This window comes from Arthrobacter sp. 01N444 (assembly GCF_056399305.1).
Genome location: NZ_JBFTRB010000001.1, coordinates 343,607 through 360,117, shown reverse-complemented (window position 1 = coordinate 360,117; position 16,511 = coordinate 343,607). Strand labels below are relative to the sequence as shown.

The following is a 16,511-nucleotide window of genomic DNA, read 5'->3' as shown; positions in this document are numbered from 1 at the left end:
CATGCGATGTCCAAGCCGTCGCAGACAGGACAGCAGACAGGACAGCACACCGAACAGCAGCACGGACTCAGTGAGAAGGGCCTGAAAGCCGGATCGGTGGGGCTCATTGGCGCCGTCGTCATCGGCATTTCCTGTATCGCCCCGGCATACACCCTTACGGCCGCCCTGGGTCCCACCGTGGCCGAGGTCGGCGTGCAACTGCCGGCGATCTTCCTGGTGGGCTTTATCCCCATGCTGCTGGTGGCCTTCGGCTACCGGGAGCTGAACAACGCCATGCCCGACGCCGGGACCTCCTTCACCTGGGCGTCGCGGGCGTTCGGCCCCTGGATTGGCTGGATGGGCGGCTGGGGACTCATCGCCGCCACCATCATCGTGCTCTCGAACCTGGCCGCCGTAGCGGTGGACTTCTTCTACCTCATGCTGGCGCAGATCTTCGGCAATCCCGAACTCGCCGACCTCACCACCAACCTGCCGCTGAATATCGCGACCACACTGGTGTTTATCGCCCTCGCGTGCTGGATCTCCTACCGCGGCATGGAAACCACCAAGACCGTCCAGTACGTTCTCGTGGGATTTCAGTTGCTGGTCCTCGCCTGGTTCTCGATCTCAGCGTTCAGCCACGTCGCCAACGGAACCGCCTTTGACGCCACGGCCATCTCCCCGGACTGGTTTAACCCGTTCGCCGTGGGATCCTTCTCCGCCTTCGCCGCCGGCGTTTCGCTGTCCATCTTCATCTACTGGGGCTGGGACGTCACGCTGACCATGAACGAGGAGACCAAGAACCCGGAGAAAACGCCGGGACGTGCCGCCACGATCACCGTGCTGGTCATCGTGATCATCTACATGACGGTTGCCCTGGCCACGCTGAGCTACGCCGGCGTCGGCGACACGGGGCTGGGCACCGGCAACCCGGAGAACCAGGGCAGCATCTTCGCCGTTCTGGCGGGACCGGTAATGGGCCCGTTCGCCATCCTGATGTCCCTGGCTATCCTGAGCAGCTCCGCCGCGTCTCTGCAGTCCACATTTGTCTCGCCGGCGCGCACCCTGCTGTCCATGGGCCATTACCGGGCGCTGCCGCAGAAGTTCGGCAGGATCAGCCCCACATACAAGTCGCCGAGTTATGCCACGATCGCCTCTGCCATCGCGGCCGCGGCGTTCTATGTCATCACCCGGACCACGTCGGAAAACGCACTGTGGGACACCATCACGGCCCTGGGCATGATGATCTGCTTCTACTACGGCATCACCGCGTTGGCCTGTGTCTGGTTCTTCCGCGCCGAGGCGTTCAGCGGAGCGAGGGCCTTCTTCTTCAAGTTCCTCGCGCCACTCCTGGGCGGCGTCATCCTGCTGGTCATGTTCGTCAAGACCGCCTACGACTCCATGGATCCCGCGTACGGATCAGGGTCGTCGATCGGCGGTGTGGGGCTGGTCTTCATCCTGGGCATGGGCGTCCTCCTGCTGGGCGTGGTGCTCATGCTGGTCATGGCCAAGCTCCGCCCCGAGTTCTTCAGGGGCCAGGTCCTGACCCGCGGGCACTGAGTCCACTGCCGGTTCAGGGAAGGTCCCGGGAAGGTCTCCGGCCGGCAGCCATTGGAAAGTAAGCACACTTACCAATAGGCTGTCCGGAGGGGAACCTTCCTCCGTTGGAACCAGAACGAGGTGAGAGCATGTCGGATGCCGAAAGCATCAGCAAGGTCACGGACATCATCAACGATTCGCACATCGGAATGTTCACCACCATCAACGAAGCAGGCGCGCTCGTCAGCCGGCCGCTGGCCGTCCAGGAGGTCAAGGACGACGGCGACATGTGGTTTTTCACGTCGGCGACCACCTCTCAGGTGGCCCACATCCGCGCCAACCCGGCGGTGAACGTCTCCTTCGGCAAGCGCACCGAGTGGGTTTCGGTGGCCGGGACCGCTGAAGTGGTCACTGACCGGCAACTGATCCACGACATGTGGAATCAGGTGGTGGAGGCCTGGTTCCCGGACGGGCCGGACACCCCTGAGGTGGTCCTGCTCCACGTCGACTCGGACTCCGCCGAGTACTGGACCAGCCCGGGCGGCACGGCGGCCACCGTGCTGCAGTGGATCAAGTCCAAGGTGACCAACAGTCGGATGAGCGTGGGCAACAGCGGAACGGTCGAGCTGTAGCGCGCCGAACCCGGGCCACCGCCCGGTCTCACCGGTGGATATTGCCGCTCGATATCACCGCTCTGGGCCGATGACGGCCGATCGGGACCGGACTGCTCCTAGTCGGTGATTTTCAGGCCGGTGCCCCAGTTGAAGGTTGGATACGCGGGGTTGGCCTGCAGCGCCATGACCAGCAGCATGAAGCCCTCGAGTTCTCGGGCGTGACGCAGTCCGCCCACCTGGAGCGGACGCAGCCCGGCGGCTTCGGCGAAGACCGCAACCTCGTTGCGGGCCTCTTCGGAGTCCGAGGCGATGAAGACATCCATCGGCTGGCCGCCGGCTGCCCCGGACCCGAGCGGGCCGGCAAAGGTGGTGTTGAAGGCTTTCACCACCCGTGCGCCCGGGAGCAGTCCGGCGATTTCCTCCGCCGCCGACGTCCCCGGGGCGACCACCAGCGAGTCGAAGGTTTCGGTGTCAATCGGATTGCTGATGTCCACCACCGTCTTGCCGCTGAGCGTGTCGCCGAAATGCGTGGCAACTTCCCTGGCCGGGCCGAAGTACAGCGCGAGGACGACGATGTCTCCCTCGGGAACCTCGCTCAGGCCGCCGGAGCTGGTGGTGCCGCCAAGTTCAGCAGCGAGCTTGGCGGCATTCTCCGGCGTCCGGTCCAGGATCTGGACGGAGCGCCCGGCGGCGACAGCCCGGGTTCCGATCGCCCGTGCCATATTGCCGCTGCCGATGATCGTGATGTCAGTCATGATGGAACCTTTCCAAGGTGGCCGCGAACTGCCGGATCGGCAATTCCGGGGAATCAGCCGTGCGCGTGGTCCGGGCCAGGCGGCCCGGCGGCGCTGACGCCGGCCGCGCGTTCGGCGGCAGCGAGGGCATGTTCCAGCCGTTCCACGGCCGGGGCGTAGGCGGCATCGGTGCAGGCGCGGTCCGTACGGCCGCCGAGGCCCTCGGCGGCCTTGATCGCCCGGATCAGTGCCGCGGTTTCCGGTTGCCGGGTATCGCTCATCGCGGGATAGTCAATCGAGAACCCCGGATCCAGTTCGTACCGCTGCCACCGGGCGAGGGCGCTCCGGTGCCGTGCGGCGGCCGCCTCGTTCAAGAGCCGGGTTTCCCGGCTGGCCCGGCGGGCTTCCTGCCGGCGGAGCAGCCGGGGTGCCGCAGCGACGGCCGCCAGGGCAGCCCCCGCGGCCAGCATCCCGAGCGCCAGGCCGGCCCAGGGCCATGTGGAAGAGGCCAGGACGATGGCGGGCACAATGACGGCGAGTCCGGCGAATGCGTCCCAAAACGCGCCGTCCGCGCCTTCGGAAGGCCCGTCGTCGGCCGCCAGGTGCTTGCGGGCGAAATAGACCGAGGCGAACGCTGCCCCGGCAACCAGAATGGCGAGGGCCAGGAACTGCCAGGCCGCGAGGGCGCCGGATAGTGAAAGCGTCATTGCACACCTCCCCGGAACGGTCCCGGGCGGGCGCTGTTCCGCTAGTTCCATTGGAATCCCTGGCGGCGGGGCCGTCAATGCCTGCCGGGCCGGGGCAATGCCCGGCGCCAGCGCGGACGCAAACCCAGGCGCCAGGGCCGGTGCGGAGGCCGCGTCGCGGTTCCTACGCCGAGCCTCCCGGCGTAGCCTAGGGGCCATGCGACTGAAAATGTGCAGTATCCACGTCAAGGATCCAGCCTCGGCCCATGAGTTCTACACCGGCACGCTGGGCTTCGAAACGCTGATGGCCATGCCGGAGCACAACCTCTTCATCATCAAGGATCCGGATGGTGCCGGAGGCGCCGGACTGCTGCTGGAACCCAGTGACAACCCGATCGGCGCGGCCTACATGAACGGTCTGCACGACGCCGGGATTCCCGCGATCGTCTTTGGCGTGCCGGACGTGCGCGCCGAATACGACCGGCTGGCGGCCAAGGGCGTGATGTTCCAGGGGGAACCGTCCGAGGGGCCCGGCGGGACCAGTGTGGTGTTGGATGACGGCTGCGGGAACTTCGTGCAGCTGCACCAGGACTAGATGCCGGAGAACCGCGCCCTGACTCTGCCTAACGGCTCGTCTTGTCCTTGTCCGGGTGCTCGTCGCCGATATGGCCCGGTGCATTGGCGGCCAGGACCCGCGCCACGAAGGAGGCATACTCCTCCATATAGTGGCGCAGCAACCCGGCCGTAGCCTCGTCCTTGACCTCGCCGTCCTCGCCGTAGGCCTCCGGGACGAAGCGGATGTAGGCCTCCGGCGCATTCAGCTGCGGCGCGTCGAGGAAGCTCAGCACACTGCGGAACGAGGACTGCATCACGGCCGTCCCAATGCCGCCGGGGGAGGCGCCGATGATCCCGGTGGGCTTGCGGGCGAAGGAGTTCGTGCCCCAGGGCCGGGATCCCCAGTCGATGGCGTTTTTGAGCGCTCCGGGGATGGACCGGTTGTATTCGGGCGAGACGAACAGGATGCCGTCGGAAGCCGAGATGGCATCTTTGAGGGCCTGCCCAACAGGTGGGAAAGCGGCATCAAAATCCGGGCTGTACAACGGCAAATCCCTGATGGGGATCTCCGTGAACTCCAATTCCGCAGGTGCAAGCCGAATCAGCGCCCTGGACAAAGTGCGGTTGATGGAATTGCTCGAGAGGCTCCCGACAAAATATCCGATCTTGAAGCCCATGGCCTTGTTCCTTCCCGATACGCCGCCGGAGGCAGGTGAATTGGGATGCGGAGGGGATCGGACCGGCGGCCCCGACCCATTCCGCGAGCGTAGTCCTGCGTCCGCGGGTTGAAAAGAGGGGCCGGGAGAAAGCGCGTGCCGCTATTCGGCCTTGGCGCGGGCTTTCTTGGCGTCCTTCTTGGCGGCCTCGTCCTTGACCCGCTGGGCCTCGACGCGGACGGCGGCGTGGGTGGCGCGCTCGGCCACCAGCCAGGCCGGGGGAGCCTGAAGCAGTGCGGTGATTTCCGCCGTCGTCAGCGCTTCCTCAACACCACCGCGGGCCAGGCCGGCGATGGAGACGTTGAGCTTCTGCGCGACCACGGGGCGCGGGTGCGGGCCGTTGCGGCGGAGTTCCGCGAGCCACTCCGGCGGGTTGGCCTGGAGATCGGCAAAATCAGCGCGGGTGATGGTTGAATCCTGGAACTCCTGGGGTGTCGCCGGCAGGTAGATGCCAAGCTTCTTGGCAACGGTGGCCGGTTTCATGGACTGGGAGTTTGCAGAGGTCATAGTCCAAGGGTATCCGGCGGCACGCCCGCAGGGCACCAACCCAGCACCAACCCAGTACCAAACCAGCGCGGGATCAGCACGGTGCCGCCATCGAGGCGGACCCCCGCGCCACCCCGGGCGGTACTGTGAACATGTGTCCGCAGCAGAAGAACCATCCCAGACCCCCGACGAAACCGCCGTCGTCCCAGCCGTCGCAGTCGGGCGGGAGCTGCGCTTCGCGTACGTGGCCGGTGTGACACCGGGCAAATGGATCCGCCGCTGGGAGGAACGGATGCCCGATGTTCCGCTGCACTCCTTTATGTCCGACGACGGCGCGCAGCTGTCCGTGATCCGCGACGGTACCGCGGACCTGAGTTTCGTCCGGCTCCCGGTGGAACGCGAGGGCCTCAGCGTGATCCCGCTCTACGAGGAGCAGCCGGTGGTGGTGGCACCGAAGGGGCACGAGGTCTCCTTGTTTGAAGAAGTGGACCTGGCGGACCTGTCTGCCGAGACGTTTCTCGATGTGCAGGACCTCGGCGGACCCGCGATGGCCCTGCAGGTGGTGGCCTCCGGTGCCGGGCTGGTGATCCTGCCGATGTCCGTGGCCCGGCACTTCAACGTCAAGGACACCGTGGCGCGGAAGCTCACGGGCGCGCCCGGCACGGAGATTGCCCTGGCCTGGCCGAGCGACGCCACGGACGAGGTCATCGAGGAATTCATCGGTATTGTCCGCGGCCGCACCGCGGCGAGCTCGCGCCAGCCCTCGGCGCAGCAGGAGAAACCCAAACGCGAGCCCAAGCCGGACCGGCGCGGCACCGGAGCCGCCAAGAAGCCCAAGGTGGCGCAGCGTTACGCGCCCAACCCGGACAAGGGCCGCGGCAAGGGATCCCGGAAAAAGGGGAAACGCTAGGCCTGTGGAGTTGGACGCTCCTGGCGGCGTTCTGCCGTTGCGGGAACGGCGAAGATAGGCCGTCAGATTGGCCCGCTCATGCGGACAGGTTCGTTTCTATCACCATCAAAATACATCCTCCAAAAAGGGCAACAGAACTCAAATTGATTCCCACGAGAATGGCAACTGCTGCCGAATGAAGGAGCGCCAGTTCAAGAACACCGAAGATCAGGGCGACAGTCACGGTTGCTGCCGTGAGGACCGCCGGAATCAATATTTTCGGAGTTTCGGAACGTTTTAGTAGAGAATATGTCGGGGCCCACAGAATCTGGGTCATCGCCAGTGCCGCGGCCAGCGCAATCACGTAGGACGGCAAGATACTTCCGGGCTCTACCGGCTTGGCCAGAATGACGAAGAGATACACCGAGCACAGAACCAGTGATGCGCCGAGGAAGGCTGCATAAACCTTCAGCTCGTGAATCTTGATGAGGCTTCTCATCCAGCCATAGAGACGTTGATGTTGTCAGTGGCGCAGGCCGGCTCGGACTGGCAAGAGAACCCGCCGTTGGGACGCTGAATCATTGTCTTCCAAGTGTCAGATCCTGTCGTGTTGAAACGAGCATACGCTTCGTGCGCGGGAGCCTGGAACCGCCAGCCAACCATTTCAATGAGACCCGAGCGGTAGATCCGGTTCATTACGTTGTACTGGATGGACCCGATCCGGCAGTAAGGGTTTCCAACGTTGTGCTTGAACTTGACCTGAGCATAGGAACCGCTCCGGCGGTCGCTGCTGTTGACGGCGCCCGGTAGCTCCTGTTGTCGCCGCCAAAGCTCCAGCCATCCTGGCCTACTACGCCGCAGCTGATCGCCCCGGCGACGTCCAGAGTGACCCTGTTGTCCGGAATAAAGGTCTTGTACTCGACAGCATTCGTATACGGCTGGTAAACCATCGGAACGGGCTTCCTCGTCCTGGATACAGACATGTTCAGGGTCTTCTCGGAAACTGCCGACGGAGCATCGGACGTTCCCTTCGCAACGATTTTGTATTTAGCGCTGCGAAAATGCCGCAACTTATCGCTGCGATTCACACTCGAAGGAAATCATGTCAGTGGCGAGCTGGCCGGTGAGGACCGGCTAATGAGACGCTTCCAATCACTTGAGGAGACCCCCTACAAAACGTTGGCGAGGGGCTAAGGCTGCCGCGGCGCCGTGGCTGTTGCGCTGTTGGTATTCCCAGATAGTGCCAAGAGCTGGCGATATGGTTGAGCATCAGTAGCCGCACTACCTTGGGGAAAAATGATATTGGCGCTTTCTACATCGGAAGTAAATCCACTGGTGCCGTCATGGGGCATCATGGGATTCCCGCTGACCCTGAACGCAATCTTGTTCATTGCAGCGCTCGTGAGCATTGCGCGCAATAGGACTCACACCACTGGCGGTACTGTCGTTTGGGCCCTCATCGTTCTTGCAGTACCGCTACTTGGCTCGGTTCTGTGGTTTTTGGTTGGGCGCAGAGAAACATCCAGTTTTCGTCTCCGCGATCACGCGAGAAAGCGGCATGATCGGGTGAATCTGAGCAGCCCGGGACTATGATCACGACGATAATCGACGCATGACTGAGCACTTACCGTCCTGGCCGACCACACCACCGACCTACGGTTCAGTCGTTTTGCGCGAGTTCACCGACGACGACGTACATCTCGCCACCGAGTTGGGAGACGATCCTTACATCCCTCTCATTGGCAGCCTTCCCGCACTCCCCACGGCACAGCAGGCTCTGGAGTGGATCTACCGGCAGCGCGGCCGGTTCGCCGAAGGAAAAGGGCTGTCCTTCGCCATCGCCGATGCCGAGTCCGACAACGCCGTCGGTGCGATCGGACTGTGGCTTCAGAACATGTCGGCCGGCCGCGCAACGGTCGGCTACTCGGTTGCCCCCGCGCACCGGGGTCGCGGGATCGCCACCAGCGCGTTAAAGGCACTGACCGCGTTCGCTTGGACCATCCCCACTCTGCACCGGATCGAGCTGTACATCGAGACGTGGAACAGCAACTCAAGTCGCGTTGCCGAGGCGTCTGGTTTCCAGCGGGAGGGCCTGCTCCGCAGCCACCAGGAGATTGGTAACACCCGGCGCGACATGCTGCTCTATGCGACAACGCGACCTTAAAGACATCTCGCCTGGTGTTTGTATTCTGCTCAGCCGGAGCTTTCGCCGGGGCGGTGCGCAGGCACATTCCGGACTATCTGCTGCCCGTCGACGTGGGCCGCGGGTGGTGAAGTGCTTCCCCGACCGCGCGGAGGAATAGCGCTCAGCGCCTCGTCTCGTACCTGGTCAGGACCACGCCGCCGGGAAACGTCCGCGTCTCCACCAGATTCAGGCTCACCCAGCTGTCGAGCGAGGTGAAGAACGGAGTGCCGCCGCCCACCACGACCGGATGGGTGACCAGCGCGTATTCGTCGATCAGCCCGGCCCGCATGGCCGCCCCGGCGAGCGTTGCGCCGCCGACGCTCATCGGGCCGCCGTCGCCGGCCTTAAGCCGGGTGATCTCGGCGATCGCGTCGCCGGTGATCAGTCGGGTGTTCCAGTCGACGTTGTCGATCGTCGAGGAGAACACCACCTTCGGCGTGTCCCGCCAGTTCCGCGCGAACTCGATCTCCGCCGGGGTGGCGTTGGGCTGCTGGTCGCCGCTCGGCCAGTAGGAGCTCATGGTCTCCCAGAGCTTGCGGCCGTACAGTGACAGGCTGCTAGCCCGCTCCTGGTCGAGCCACCACTGGAACAGTTCGTCGCTCGGCGCGCTCCAGCCGATGTCGTCGCCGGCCGCGGCGATGTAGCCGTCCAGGGTCAGATTCATGCCGTAGATCAGTTTCCGCACGGCGCCAGCCTTCCGTCTTGTCGTGGTCGAGGGCATCATTGAACTCTGTCGTCCCGCATATGATCGGCAGCATCCTGTCCCTCTTGGAGCCACCGTAACCGCCCATGGTCTGGATGCCATAGCCTTCGGTCCACGTTTCAACTGAGCTGCCCGATGAGGGGTCGGCTTACGGACACGTTGCGGAGCGTCGAAACCGGTCTTGACGTGTCCCGGTCAACGATTCTTCACTGGACACCTCCAGTCATCGGGCGCTTCAGGTAAGAGCTAACGAAAGCCGGGGTAGCCCATTCTCACGTCTGTATATGGCGCACGAATCCTGATCGCCGTCCTATGCGGTCAAATATCTGCGTATCAGGACCAGCCAGGTATGTCTGGTGAGGGCGCGAATGAATTGGGAAGTTCCGTGACTTGGTAGAAGCGTTCGGTCTCAGGTTTCCTGTACTTGCTCACGCGGACTGTTTCCAGAGACGGACAGTTCTCCAAGACGTTGAGTGTGCCGTCTTCGGGGAGCACCCCGAAGAGCTCAATGTGCGCCAGAACCGGTAACTCCGTTAGCGGGGCCAGCGATTGAACGATTGTTTTCTTCCCAGATGCGTCCCAACTAGGCAGTGTGCTGAGTCTGATCGTTCTTAGACGTGGCAGTTGACTGAGCGGGCCGAGGTCCGACACGTTAGGCAAGTGCATGATGCTTAGATAATCGAGCCGGCCCAGACCTCCCAAGGACGCCAGGCCCATATCCGGATATGTTGCAATGATAAGGGTCTTCAGATTGACGAATTCCGATAGGCCCGCCAGGGACTTGTATTTGCAGTGCCACACCCGCAGAGCAGTCACTTCAGCTGGGGCCGGATGCGCAGGCAGTGACCGAGCATCGTCTCTCATGAAGTCAGCGATCATCCTGCCACCGTAGTGGAAATATTAGGAAAGCGGCCGGTGAGGGACCGGCTTACGGGCGGTTGCCCAGTATCCGCGCTCGTGGAGACGCCCTTGCTTGGGCAGCAGGCGCAGACTTCCCTTGAAGATGCCCTTGGTATCGGCTTAACTGTTGGCAAAGGGGCGGGAGGCACTTACAAATGACGAGCTCCAGCGCTGAGACTGAATCACAGATGAGGTCCCGAACATGGACATGCTGAACGGCGAGGAGATCGCCGAGGCCAGGCTGACCGACTGGCGCAAGTTGGCCCAGGGACTCCATGCCCGCTACCTGGTCGACGACTTCGGCACCGGTGCACGGTTCGTTACCGCGGTAGGCGAGGCGGGCGATGCGCTCGGACACCACCCGAGCGTGTCGATCGGCAATGGGTACGTCGACCTCAAGATGGTCAGCGCCGACGCCATCTACCGCGACGACGAGGGCACCGAGCACGTCGTCGAATGGGTAACCCAGCAGGACGTCGACCTCGCGCGACGGATCTCCGAGATCGCCGCCGACCACGAGGTCGACGCCGACCCGGCCTCGGTCAGCGTCATCGAGCTCGGTCTCGATACGGCCCACTCCGCGACCATCGCCCCAGTGTGGGCCGCCCTGTTGACCGGGAACGCCGAGGCCCAGGGTCACGGGTCGCCCAGCGACGAGATCCGGGACGCCACAGGGCGTGTACCGAACCTGTGGTTTGGGGACGCCGGTGAGACCCCGAGTCAGCGGTTCCACGTCGAGATCTATGTGGCGCCCGAAGTGGCCGAGCAACGAATCGCCGCTGCCGTCTCCGCGGGCGGGACTGTCGTCGATGACACCGGCGCGCCGTCGCTCACCGTGATCGCCGACCAGGACGGCAACACAGGAGTCCTATGCGTCGCTGAGTCCCCGCGACGAGAGCTACCTCCTGACTCTCTTCAACTCGTTCCCGAGACAACCCCTGAGGTGGGCGTGACGACTTCGCACGTGATCAAGCCGCTCACGGCCGAGACCTTCCCGGCGTGGCTGGCGCTCGCGCAGAAGCACAACGGGGTCTGGGGTGGGTGCTACTGCTCGTATTTCCACGACGACACGGAGCGCACCGTCAAGAGCGAGTACGACGGGCCGACGTTCAAGCAGAGGCTCGTGGCGGAGGGCGTCGCGCACGCCGCGCTCGTCTTCGACGGCGACGACGCGATCGCGTGGTGCGAGTACGGCAGTCCGGTCGAGCTGCCGCGCATCTATCACCGCAAGGAGTACGACGCGGGCGAGACCGAGCCGGCACCGTGGCGCATCACATGCTTCTTCGTCGACCGCGACCACCGACGTTCGGGAGTGGCACGGGAGGCGCTGGATGGCGCGCTCGAGCTGATCGCGCAGGCCGGCGGGGGCGAGGTGGTCTCGTTCCCCAACGAGCTCGCCCCGGGCAAGAGGACGTCGTCCTCATTCCTCCACAACGGTACGAGGGCCATGTTCGAGAAGGCTGGATTCACGTTCGAGCGTCACATCGGCAAGAGCAAGACCGTGATGCGCAAGACGGTCCCGCCGGCCGGCGGCTGACGCTGGGTTCGCACGGGCTGGTCACGACGGCGTCAGGTTCGGCTCGCCGCCCTCTCGATCGCCGCCCTTGAGATCCCGCAACATCGCCGACACTCAGAGTGTTCGAAAACAGGGTCGTCGCCGGGACTCTCCTGAACGAACCCGAGACGCCCCGAACCGTGCGGATATTGGCCGCAAGCCAATCCACGACTAGCGTTGGCCAACAAACCGGACCGATTCCGACACCGACCGCTGACGGTCCCCTTGCGGGCGGCCTGCCTCATAACCCCGGTGCCTCGAAACCCATGCCGCGCATGACGTGGGTTACTTGGCGCAGGCGTCCTGAAGGGCCTTGACGGATTCGGCCGGAACCTGGTCGCCGGAGTCGGCGATCTGGCGCAGCGGGGTGGTGATCTCAGCGGGTGCACCCGCGGCTTCCGCGCTGGTGACAAGACCGCCCAGCAGTTCCTTGTCCTTGGCGCTGACCAGGCCGTTCTTCACGATGGCGCAGGCCTGCTTCTTCACTTCATTGCCGGCCGCCGTCGCAGCCCGTGACGCCCCGTCGTTGACGGCCTTTTCGGTAGCGTCCTGCACTTGCCCACAGCCGGTAAGTCCGATCAAGAAGGCGGCAGCGGCAAGGGCGGCGAGACGTCGTTTCATCCACCCACCCTAACAAGCGCGGCTTGTGCCGGCCTGAGGAAAAAGGGCAAACGCCAGGCCGTAGCCGTGTGGGCACCGGCGCGCATAGGCTCGGTGAGTGGACATCGTCGAGTTCCTGACCGCGCGCATTAGAGAAGACGAAGCCGTCGCCCTAAAGCTGCTCGGCGACCCCACGCTTGCCGTCTCCGGCGAGTGGTATGAACGCCGCCTGCTCCGTGAGTGCGAGGCCAAGCGCCAGCTCATCGGCATCATTGAATCCGCACGCCAGTCCGTGCTGGCCATGTTGGTCAGCCAGGAACCCGCCGAGGCCGGATGGGTGCCGGACGTCATCGAATGGACCACGCTCTCCCTGCACACCCTGGCGCTGCCGTATGCGGACCACCCCGAATTCCAGGCGCACTGGCGGATCACCGGATAGGGCCGTCAGCGGTTAGCTCCTGAGATGATGACGGGTCCCGGAAACCTGCAGGAAATCTCCGCGGCCTACTCTGGTCACACCGCGGCTTCTGCGGTCCGCCAGTCGGCTGGTTCTTGAAGGGATACCGTCATGCACCTCTTGCCCCGTGAGCAGGAAAAGCTCATGATCGTGGTCGCGGCGGATCTCGCCCGCCGCCGCCAGGCGCGCGGACTGAAGCTGAACTTCCCCGAGGCCGTCGCGGTGATCAGCTACGAACTGATCGAGGGCGCCCGGGACGGCCGGACCGTTCCGGAGCTCATGAGCTCCGGAACCACCATCCTTGGCCGCGACGACGTGATGGAGGGCGTGCCGGAAATGATCCACGACGTCCAGATCGAAGCAACCTTCCCGGACGGCACCAAGCTCGTCACCGTTCACGACCCGATCCGTTAGGAGCTTCGATGATTCCGGGAGAATACGTTCTCAGTTCCGCGCCGCTGGTCATCAACGCCGGCCGTGAGGCGGTGGAGGTCGCGGTGACCAACACCGGAGACCGGCCCGTCCAGGTGGGCTCGCATTATCACTTTGCCGAAGCCAACTCGGCGCTGCAGTTTGACCGGGCGGCCGCCTACGGCCGCCGGCTGGACATCCCGGCCGGCACGGCCGCGCGGTTCGAACCCGGGGACAGCAGGACCGTCCGGCTGATCGAGCTCGCGGGCAGACGGGAAGTGTACGGCCTCAGCAACGCCGTCAACGGCGCACTCCGCAAGAGCGGACTCCCTGTTTCCGAAGGGGAAGGTGACGCACAGTGAGTTTCGAGCTATCCCGCAGGCAGTATGCGGACCTCTACGGCCCGACGACGGGCGACGCCATCCGCCTGGCCGACACGGATCTGTTTCTTGAGATCGAGAAGGACCTTACCGTTTACGGCGAGGAAGTGGTGTTCGGCGGCGGCAAGGTGATCCGCGACGGCATGGGCCAGAACGGCCAGGTGACCCGGGACGGTGACGGTTCCGGCGGTATTGGTTCCGGCAGTACCGATTCCGGCGGCGGAGTCCCGGACACCGTGATCACCAACGTCGTGGTGCTGGACTACACCGGCATCTACAAGGCCGACGTCGCGCTCCGGGACGGCCACATCTTCCGGATCGGCAAGGCCGGCAACCCGCAGATCACCGACGGCGTGGACATCGTGATCGGCGCGAGCACCGAGATCATTGCGGGTGAACGGAAAATCCTGACCGCCGGCGGGGTGGACTCGCACATCCACTTCATCTCCCCGGACCAGGTCCCCGCCGCCCTGTGCAGCGGCGTGACGACGATGATCGGCGGCGGCACCGGCCCCGCCGAAGGCACCAAGGCCACCACCGTCACCCCCGGAAAATGGCACATCCAGCGGATGCTGCAGGCCGCCGAAGGGCTGCCCATCAACATCGGCCTGTTCGGCAAGGGCCACGCGTCCGCCGTCGAACCCCTGGCCGAGCAAATCCGCGCCGGCGCGATCGGGCTGAAAGTCCATGAGGACTGGGGCTCCACCACGTCCTCGATCGACACGTCGCTGCAGGTAGCGGACCAGTACGACGTCCAGGTGGCCATCCACACCGACACCCTGAACGAGTGCGGCTTCGTGGAGGACACCATCCGGGCCATCGACGGCCGCGTGATCCACACCTTCCACACCGAAGGCGCCGGCGGCGGCCACGCCCCGGACATCATCAAGATCGCCGGGCTGCCCAACGTCCTGCCGGCGTCCACCAACCCCACCCTGCCGTACACGCGCAACACCATCGAAGAGCACCTGGACATGCTCATGGTCTGCCACCACCTGAACCCGGACATCCCGGAGGACGTGGCATTCGCGGACTCCCGCATCCGCGCCGAGACCATCGCCGCCGAGGACGTCCTGCAGGACCTGGGCATCTTCGCGATCACGTCCTCGGACTCCCAGGCCATGGGCCGGGTGGGCGAGGTGGTCATCCGCACCTGGCAGGTGGCGGACAAGATGAAGAAACAGCGCGGCGTACTGAAGGATCCTGCCGGGGGTGCGCACGGGGCCGCGTCAGGCCTGGGCGCCGAGAGCGACAACTTCCGGCTCAAGCGCTACGTGGCGAAATACACCATCAACCCGGCTATCGCGCAGGGCATGGCCGATTCCATCGGCTCCGTGGAGGTCGGCAAGTTCGCCGACCTTGTGCTCTGGGACCCCGCGTTCTTCGGAGTGAAGCCGGACCTTGTGCTCAAGGGCGGCCAGATCGCCTACGCCCTCATGGGTGACGCCAACGCCTCCATTCCCACCCCGCAGCCGCGCACCATGCGGCCGATGTTCGCCGCCTATGGCAAGGCGCTGCAGCAGTCCTCCATCACCTTCCTCTCCCAGGCCGCCATCGAGGCCAGGGTCCCGGCCGAGCTCGGACTGGAGAAGGTCATCCGGCCGGTGTCCGGAATCAGGAACCTTACCAAGGCGGACCTCAAGTACAACGGCGCCACCCCTGATATCGAGGTGGACCCGGAAACGTATCAGGTGAGCGTCGACGGCGAGGACGTCACCTGCGAGCCCTCAGACGTGCTGCCCATGGCGCAGCGCTACTTCCTTTTCTAGGCTTCCAGAGGAGACCACCATGATCATCGAAAAGGTCCTCGGCAACACCCACGACCTCCCTCCCGGTCCGGACCCCTACTTTGGGCTCCACCGCGAGAAGGTGGTGCTGCCCAGTGCCCAGCTGGTCAAACGCATCCAGCGCGTCACCACCGACCACGGGAAGGAACTCGGCATCCGCCTCCCCGCCGGTTCCGGCGACCTGCGCGACGGCGACATCCTGCACGTGGCCGGCACCAACATGATCGTGGTGTCGGTCCTGCCCACCGACGTCCTGGTGATCGCCCCGCGCTCCATCCACGAGATGGGGGTGGTGGCCCACTCCCTGGGCAACCGGCACCTGCAGGCCCAGTTCTTCGACGCTTCCTCGGAGTACGGGGCGGAGGTGATGGTCTGCCAGTACGACCACACCGTGGAGGACTATCTCAAACACGCCGGAGCGCCCTACAACCGCCAGGAACGCGTGATGCCCGTCCCCTTCCGCCATGCCGAACACTCGCACTAGTTTCGCCGCGGCCGCGCTGGGCGCTCCGCTGGGAAGGGGGCTGTGCCCGTCCCCAGCCGCTCCCAACTCTCGCAAGCTCGAGTCGGGGCCCTCGCGGCAGTGGGCCCACCGCGGTGCCCACCACACCGCAGCCCCCTTCCCAGCTTCGCGCATTCGGGGGCGGTCATGACCCAGTACCAGCTTGCGTTGCAGCAGCTGACGGATTCCGCTTTGCCTACCGGGGCGTTTGCTCACTCGCTGGGGTTTGAGACGTATGTGGAGCGCGGGCTGGTGCACGACGAGGAGTCCTTTGGGGTGTGGCTGGCGGCGTTCATTTCACAGCAGCTGACGTACTCGGACGCCCTGGCAATCCGGTTCCTCTATGAGGACGTTCCGGTTGCCGAACTGGATGCGTTGTTGACCGCCCAGTTGTTACCCCGGCAGTTGCGCGAGGCCAGTACCAAGATGGGCGGGCGTCTGCTGGAGATCGGCGCCGAGATCTTTCCGTCCGCAGATCTGGCGGAGTACCGGGAGCTGGTGGGTTCCGGCCGTGCCGCCGGGCATCAGCCGCTGGCGTTCGCCGTCGTCGCACGGTCCCTGAACGTACCGCTCCCGGAGGCCCTCGCCGCTTATCTGTTCGCCGCGGTGACGTCCTTGACGCAGAACGCCGTCCGGGCGATCCCCCTGGGGCAGAACGCCGGCCAGCGGATCCTGCGGAAGGCGGCCGACGGCGTAGCTGCCGCCGCCGAGCGCTCCAGTCACCTCACGCCTGACGATTTTGGGGCCGTCAGCCCCGGGCTGGAAATTTCGCAAATGCGGCACGAACGCCAGCGCGCCCGCATGTTCATGAGTTAACCCAGCTACACACAAAA

General features: G+C 64.8%; 20 protein-coding genes and 1 pseudogene. 14 read left to right on the top strand and 7 right to left on the bottom strand.

What is annotated here, in order from left to right:
- Positions 1-6 precede the first annotated feature (6 nt).
- On the top strand, positions 7-1,539 hold the full coding sequence (locus tag AC1DKN_RS01700; RefSeq protein ID WP_476850727.1) for an APC family permease: 1,533 nt from the start codon (positions 7-9) through the stop codon (positions 1,537-1,539).
- 128 nt (positions 1,540-1,667) lie between these two features.
- Positions 1,668-2,150 (top strand): pyridoxamine 5'-phosphate oxidase family protein, encoded by a 483-nt coding sequence (locus AC1DKN_RS01695; protein ID WP_230008243.1) that lies wholly within the window; start codon positions 1,668-1,670, stop codon positions 2,148-2,150.
- Positions 2,151-2,248: 98 nt separating this feature from the next.
- On the opposite strand, the gene AC1DKN_RS01690 is transcribed toward AC1DKN_RS01695, so the two are convergent.
- Positions 2,249-2,887: an NADPH-dependent F420 reductase gene (locus AC1DKN_RS01690; RefSeq protein ID WP_230008242.1), complete on the bottom strand. Its 639-nt coding sequence runs from the start codon at positions 2,885-2,887 to the stop codon at positions 2,249-2,251.
- Positions 2,888-2,940: 53 nt separating this feature from the next.
- Positions 2,941-3,573, bottom strand: a complete 633-nt coding sequence (locus AC1DKN_RS01685; protein ID WP_230008241.1) for a hypothetical protein — start codon at positions 3,571-3,573, stop codon at positions 2,941-2,943.
- Between the two features lie 196 nt (positions 3,574-3,769).
- Here AC1DKN_RS01685 and AC1DKN_RS01680 point away from each other — a divergent pair, with 196 nt between their 5' ends.
- Positions 3,770-4,147 (top strand): VOC family protein, encoded by a 378-nt coding sequence (locus AC1DKN_RS01680; RefSeq protein ID WP_223914848.1) that lies wholly within the window; start codon positions 3,770-3,772, stop codon positions 4,145-4,147.
- A gap of 28 nt (positions 4,148-4,175) precedes the next feature.
- Here the strand turns inward: AC1DKN_RS01680 and AC1DKN_RS01675 are convergent, their stop codons facing one another.
- A complete protein-coding gene (locus AC1DKN_RS01675; RefSeq protein ID WP_230008239.1) occupies positions 4,176-4,784 on the bottom strand; it encodes an NADPH-dependent FMN reductase in 609 nt (202 codons plus the stop codon).
- Positions 4,785-4,925: 141 nt separating this feature from the next.
- Positions 4,926-5,330 carry a DUF5997 family protein gene (locus AC1DKN_RS01670; RefSeq protein ID WP_476870299.1) on the bottom strand — a complete coding sequence of 135 codons (405 nt, stop codon included), beginning with the start codon at positions 5,328-5,330 and terminating at the stop codon, positions 4,926-4,928.
- Between the two features lie 133 nt (positions 5,331-5,463).
- Between AC1DKN_RS01670 and AC1DKN_RS01665 the strand changes: the two genes are divergently transcribed.
- Positions 5,464-6,219 carry a LysR family substrate-binding domain-containing protein gene (locus AC1DKN_RS01665; RefSeq protein ID WP_476870298.1) on the top strand — a complete coding sequence of 252 codons (756 nt, stop codon included), beginning with the start codon at positions 5,464-5,466 and terminating at the stop codon, positions 6,217-6,219.
- Between the two features lie 76 nt (positions 6,220-6,295).
- Here the strand turns inward: AC1DKN_RS01665 and AC1DKN_RS01660 are convergent, their stop codons facing one another.
- Positions 6,296-6,697: a hypothetical protein gene (locus AC1DKN_RS01660; protein WP_476870297.1), complete on the bottom strand. Its 402-nt coding sequence runs from the start codon at positions 6,695-6,697 to the stop codon at positions 6,296-6,298.
- 797 nt (positions 6,698-7,494) lie between these two features.
- Between AC1DKN_RS01660 and AC1DKN_RS01655 the strand changes: the two genes are divergently transcribed.
- Both AC1DKN_RS01655 and AC1DKN_RS01650 read left to right on the top strand, forming a co-directional pair.
- A complete protein-coding gene (locus AC1DKN_RS01655; protein ID WP_476870296.1) occupies positions 7,495-7,791 on the top strand; it encodes a PLD nuclease N-terminal domain-containing protein in 297 nt (98 codons plus the stop codon).
- 19 nt (positions 7,792-7,810) lie between these two features.
- Positions 7,811-8,362, top strand: a complete 552-nt coding sequence (locus AC1DKN_RS01650; RefSeq protein WP_476870295.1) for a GNAT family N-acetyltransferase — start codon at positions 7,811-7,813, stop codon at positions 8,360-8,362.
- Positions 8,363-8,504: 142 nt separating this feature from the next.
- On the opposite strand, the gene AC1DKN_RS01645 is transcribed toward AC1DKN_RS01650, so the two are convergent.
- Complete coding sequence (locus AC1DKN_RS01645; RefSeq protein ID WP_476870294.1) at positions 8,505-9,068, bottom strand: dihydrofolate reductase family protein; 564 nt, start codon at positions 9,066-9,068, stop codon at positions 8,505-8,507.
- A 1,120-nt stretch (positions 9,069-10,188) separates the two neighbouring features.
- Between AC1DKN_RS01645 and AC1DKN_RS01640 the strand changes: the two are divergent.
- Together AC1DKN_RS01640 and AC1DKN_RS01635 are read left to right on the top strand one after the other, a co-directional pair.
- Positions 10,189-10,836 (top strand): annotated as a pseudogene (locus AC1DKN_RS01640) (4a-hydroxytetrahydrobiopterin dehydratase); the annotation flags it as partial.
- Between the two features lie 93 nt (positions 10,837-10,929).
- Positions 10,930-11,523 carry a GNAT family N-acetyltransferase gene (locus AC1DKN_RS01635; protein WP_476870345.1) on the top strand — a complete coding sequence of 198 codons (594 nt, stop codon included), beginning with the start codon at positions 10,930-10,932 and terminating at the stop codon, positions 11,521-11,523.
- 303 nt (positions 11,524-11,826) lie between these two features.
- Here the strand turns inward: AC1DKN_RS01635 and AC1DKN_RS01630 are convergent, their stop codons facing one another.
- Entirely contained in the window at positions 11,827-12,162 is a 336-nt protein-coding gene (locus AC1DKN_RS01630; protein ID WP_230012656.1) for a hypothetical protein, read from the bottom strand.
- A 97-nt stretch (positions 12,163-12,259) separates the two neighbouring features.
- On the opposite strand from AC1DKN_RS01630, the gene AC1DKN_RS01625 reads away from it, so the two are divergent.
- The 6 genes from AC1DKN_RS01625 (at position 12,260) to AC1DKN_RS01600 (ending at position 16,494) form a co-directional block, all read left to right on the top strand.
- The gene (locus tag AC1DKN_RS01625; protein WP_230010922.1) at positions 12,260-12,580 is read left to right on the top strand and encodes a DUF6221 family protein; all 321 of its coding nucleotides are present in this window, start codon (positions 12,260-12,262) and stop codon (positions 12,578-12,580) included.
- Positions 12,581-12,709: 129 nt separating this feature from the next.
- Positions 12,710-13,012 (top strand): urease subunit gamma, encoded by a 303-nt coding sequence (locus AC1DKN_RS01620; protein WP_476870293.1) that lies wholly within the window; start codon positions 12,710-12,712, stop codon positions 13,010-13,012.
- 8 nt (positions 13,013-13,020) lie between these two features.
- Positions 13,021-13,371: an urease subunit beta gene (locus AC1DKN_RS01615; RefSeq protein WP_230010925.1), complete on the top strand. Its 351-nt coding sequence runs from the start codon at positions 13,021-13,023 to the stop codon at positions 13,369-13,371.
- On the top strand, positions 13,368-15,158 hold the full coding sequence (gene ureC / locus AC1DKN_RS01610; protein ID WP_476870292.1) for an urease subunit alpha: 1,791 nt from the start codon (positions 13,368-13,370) through the stop codon (positions 15,156-15,158). Before AC1DKN_RS01615 ends, ureC begins: the two co-directional genes overlap by 4 nt.
- A gap of 19 nt (positions 15,159-15,177) precedes the next feature.
- Complete coding sequence (gene ureE, locus AC1DKN_RS01605) at positions 15,178-15,660, top strand: urease accessory protein UreE (RefSeq protein ID WP_476851767.1); 483 nt, start codon at positions 15,178-15,180, stop codon at positions 15,658-15,660.
- Positions 15,661-15,825: 165 nt separating this feature from the next.
- On the top strand, positions 15,826-16,494 hold the full coding sequence (locus tag AC1DKN_RS01600; RefSeq protein ID WP_476851768.1) for an urease accessory protein UreF: 669 nt from the start codon (positions 15,826-15,828) through the stop codon (positions 16,492-16,494).
- Positions 16,495-16,511 lie beyond the last annotated feature (17 nt).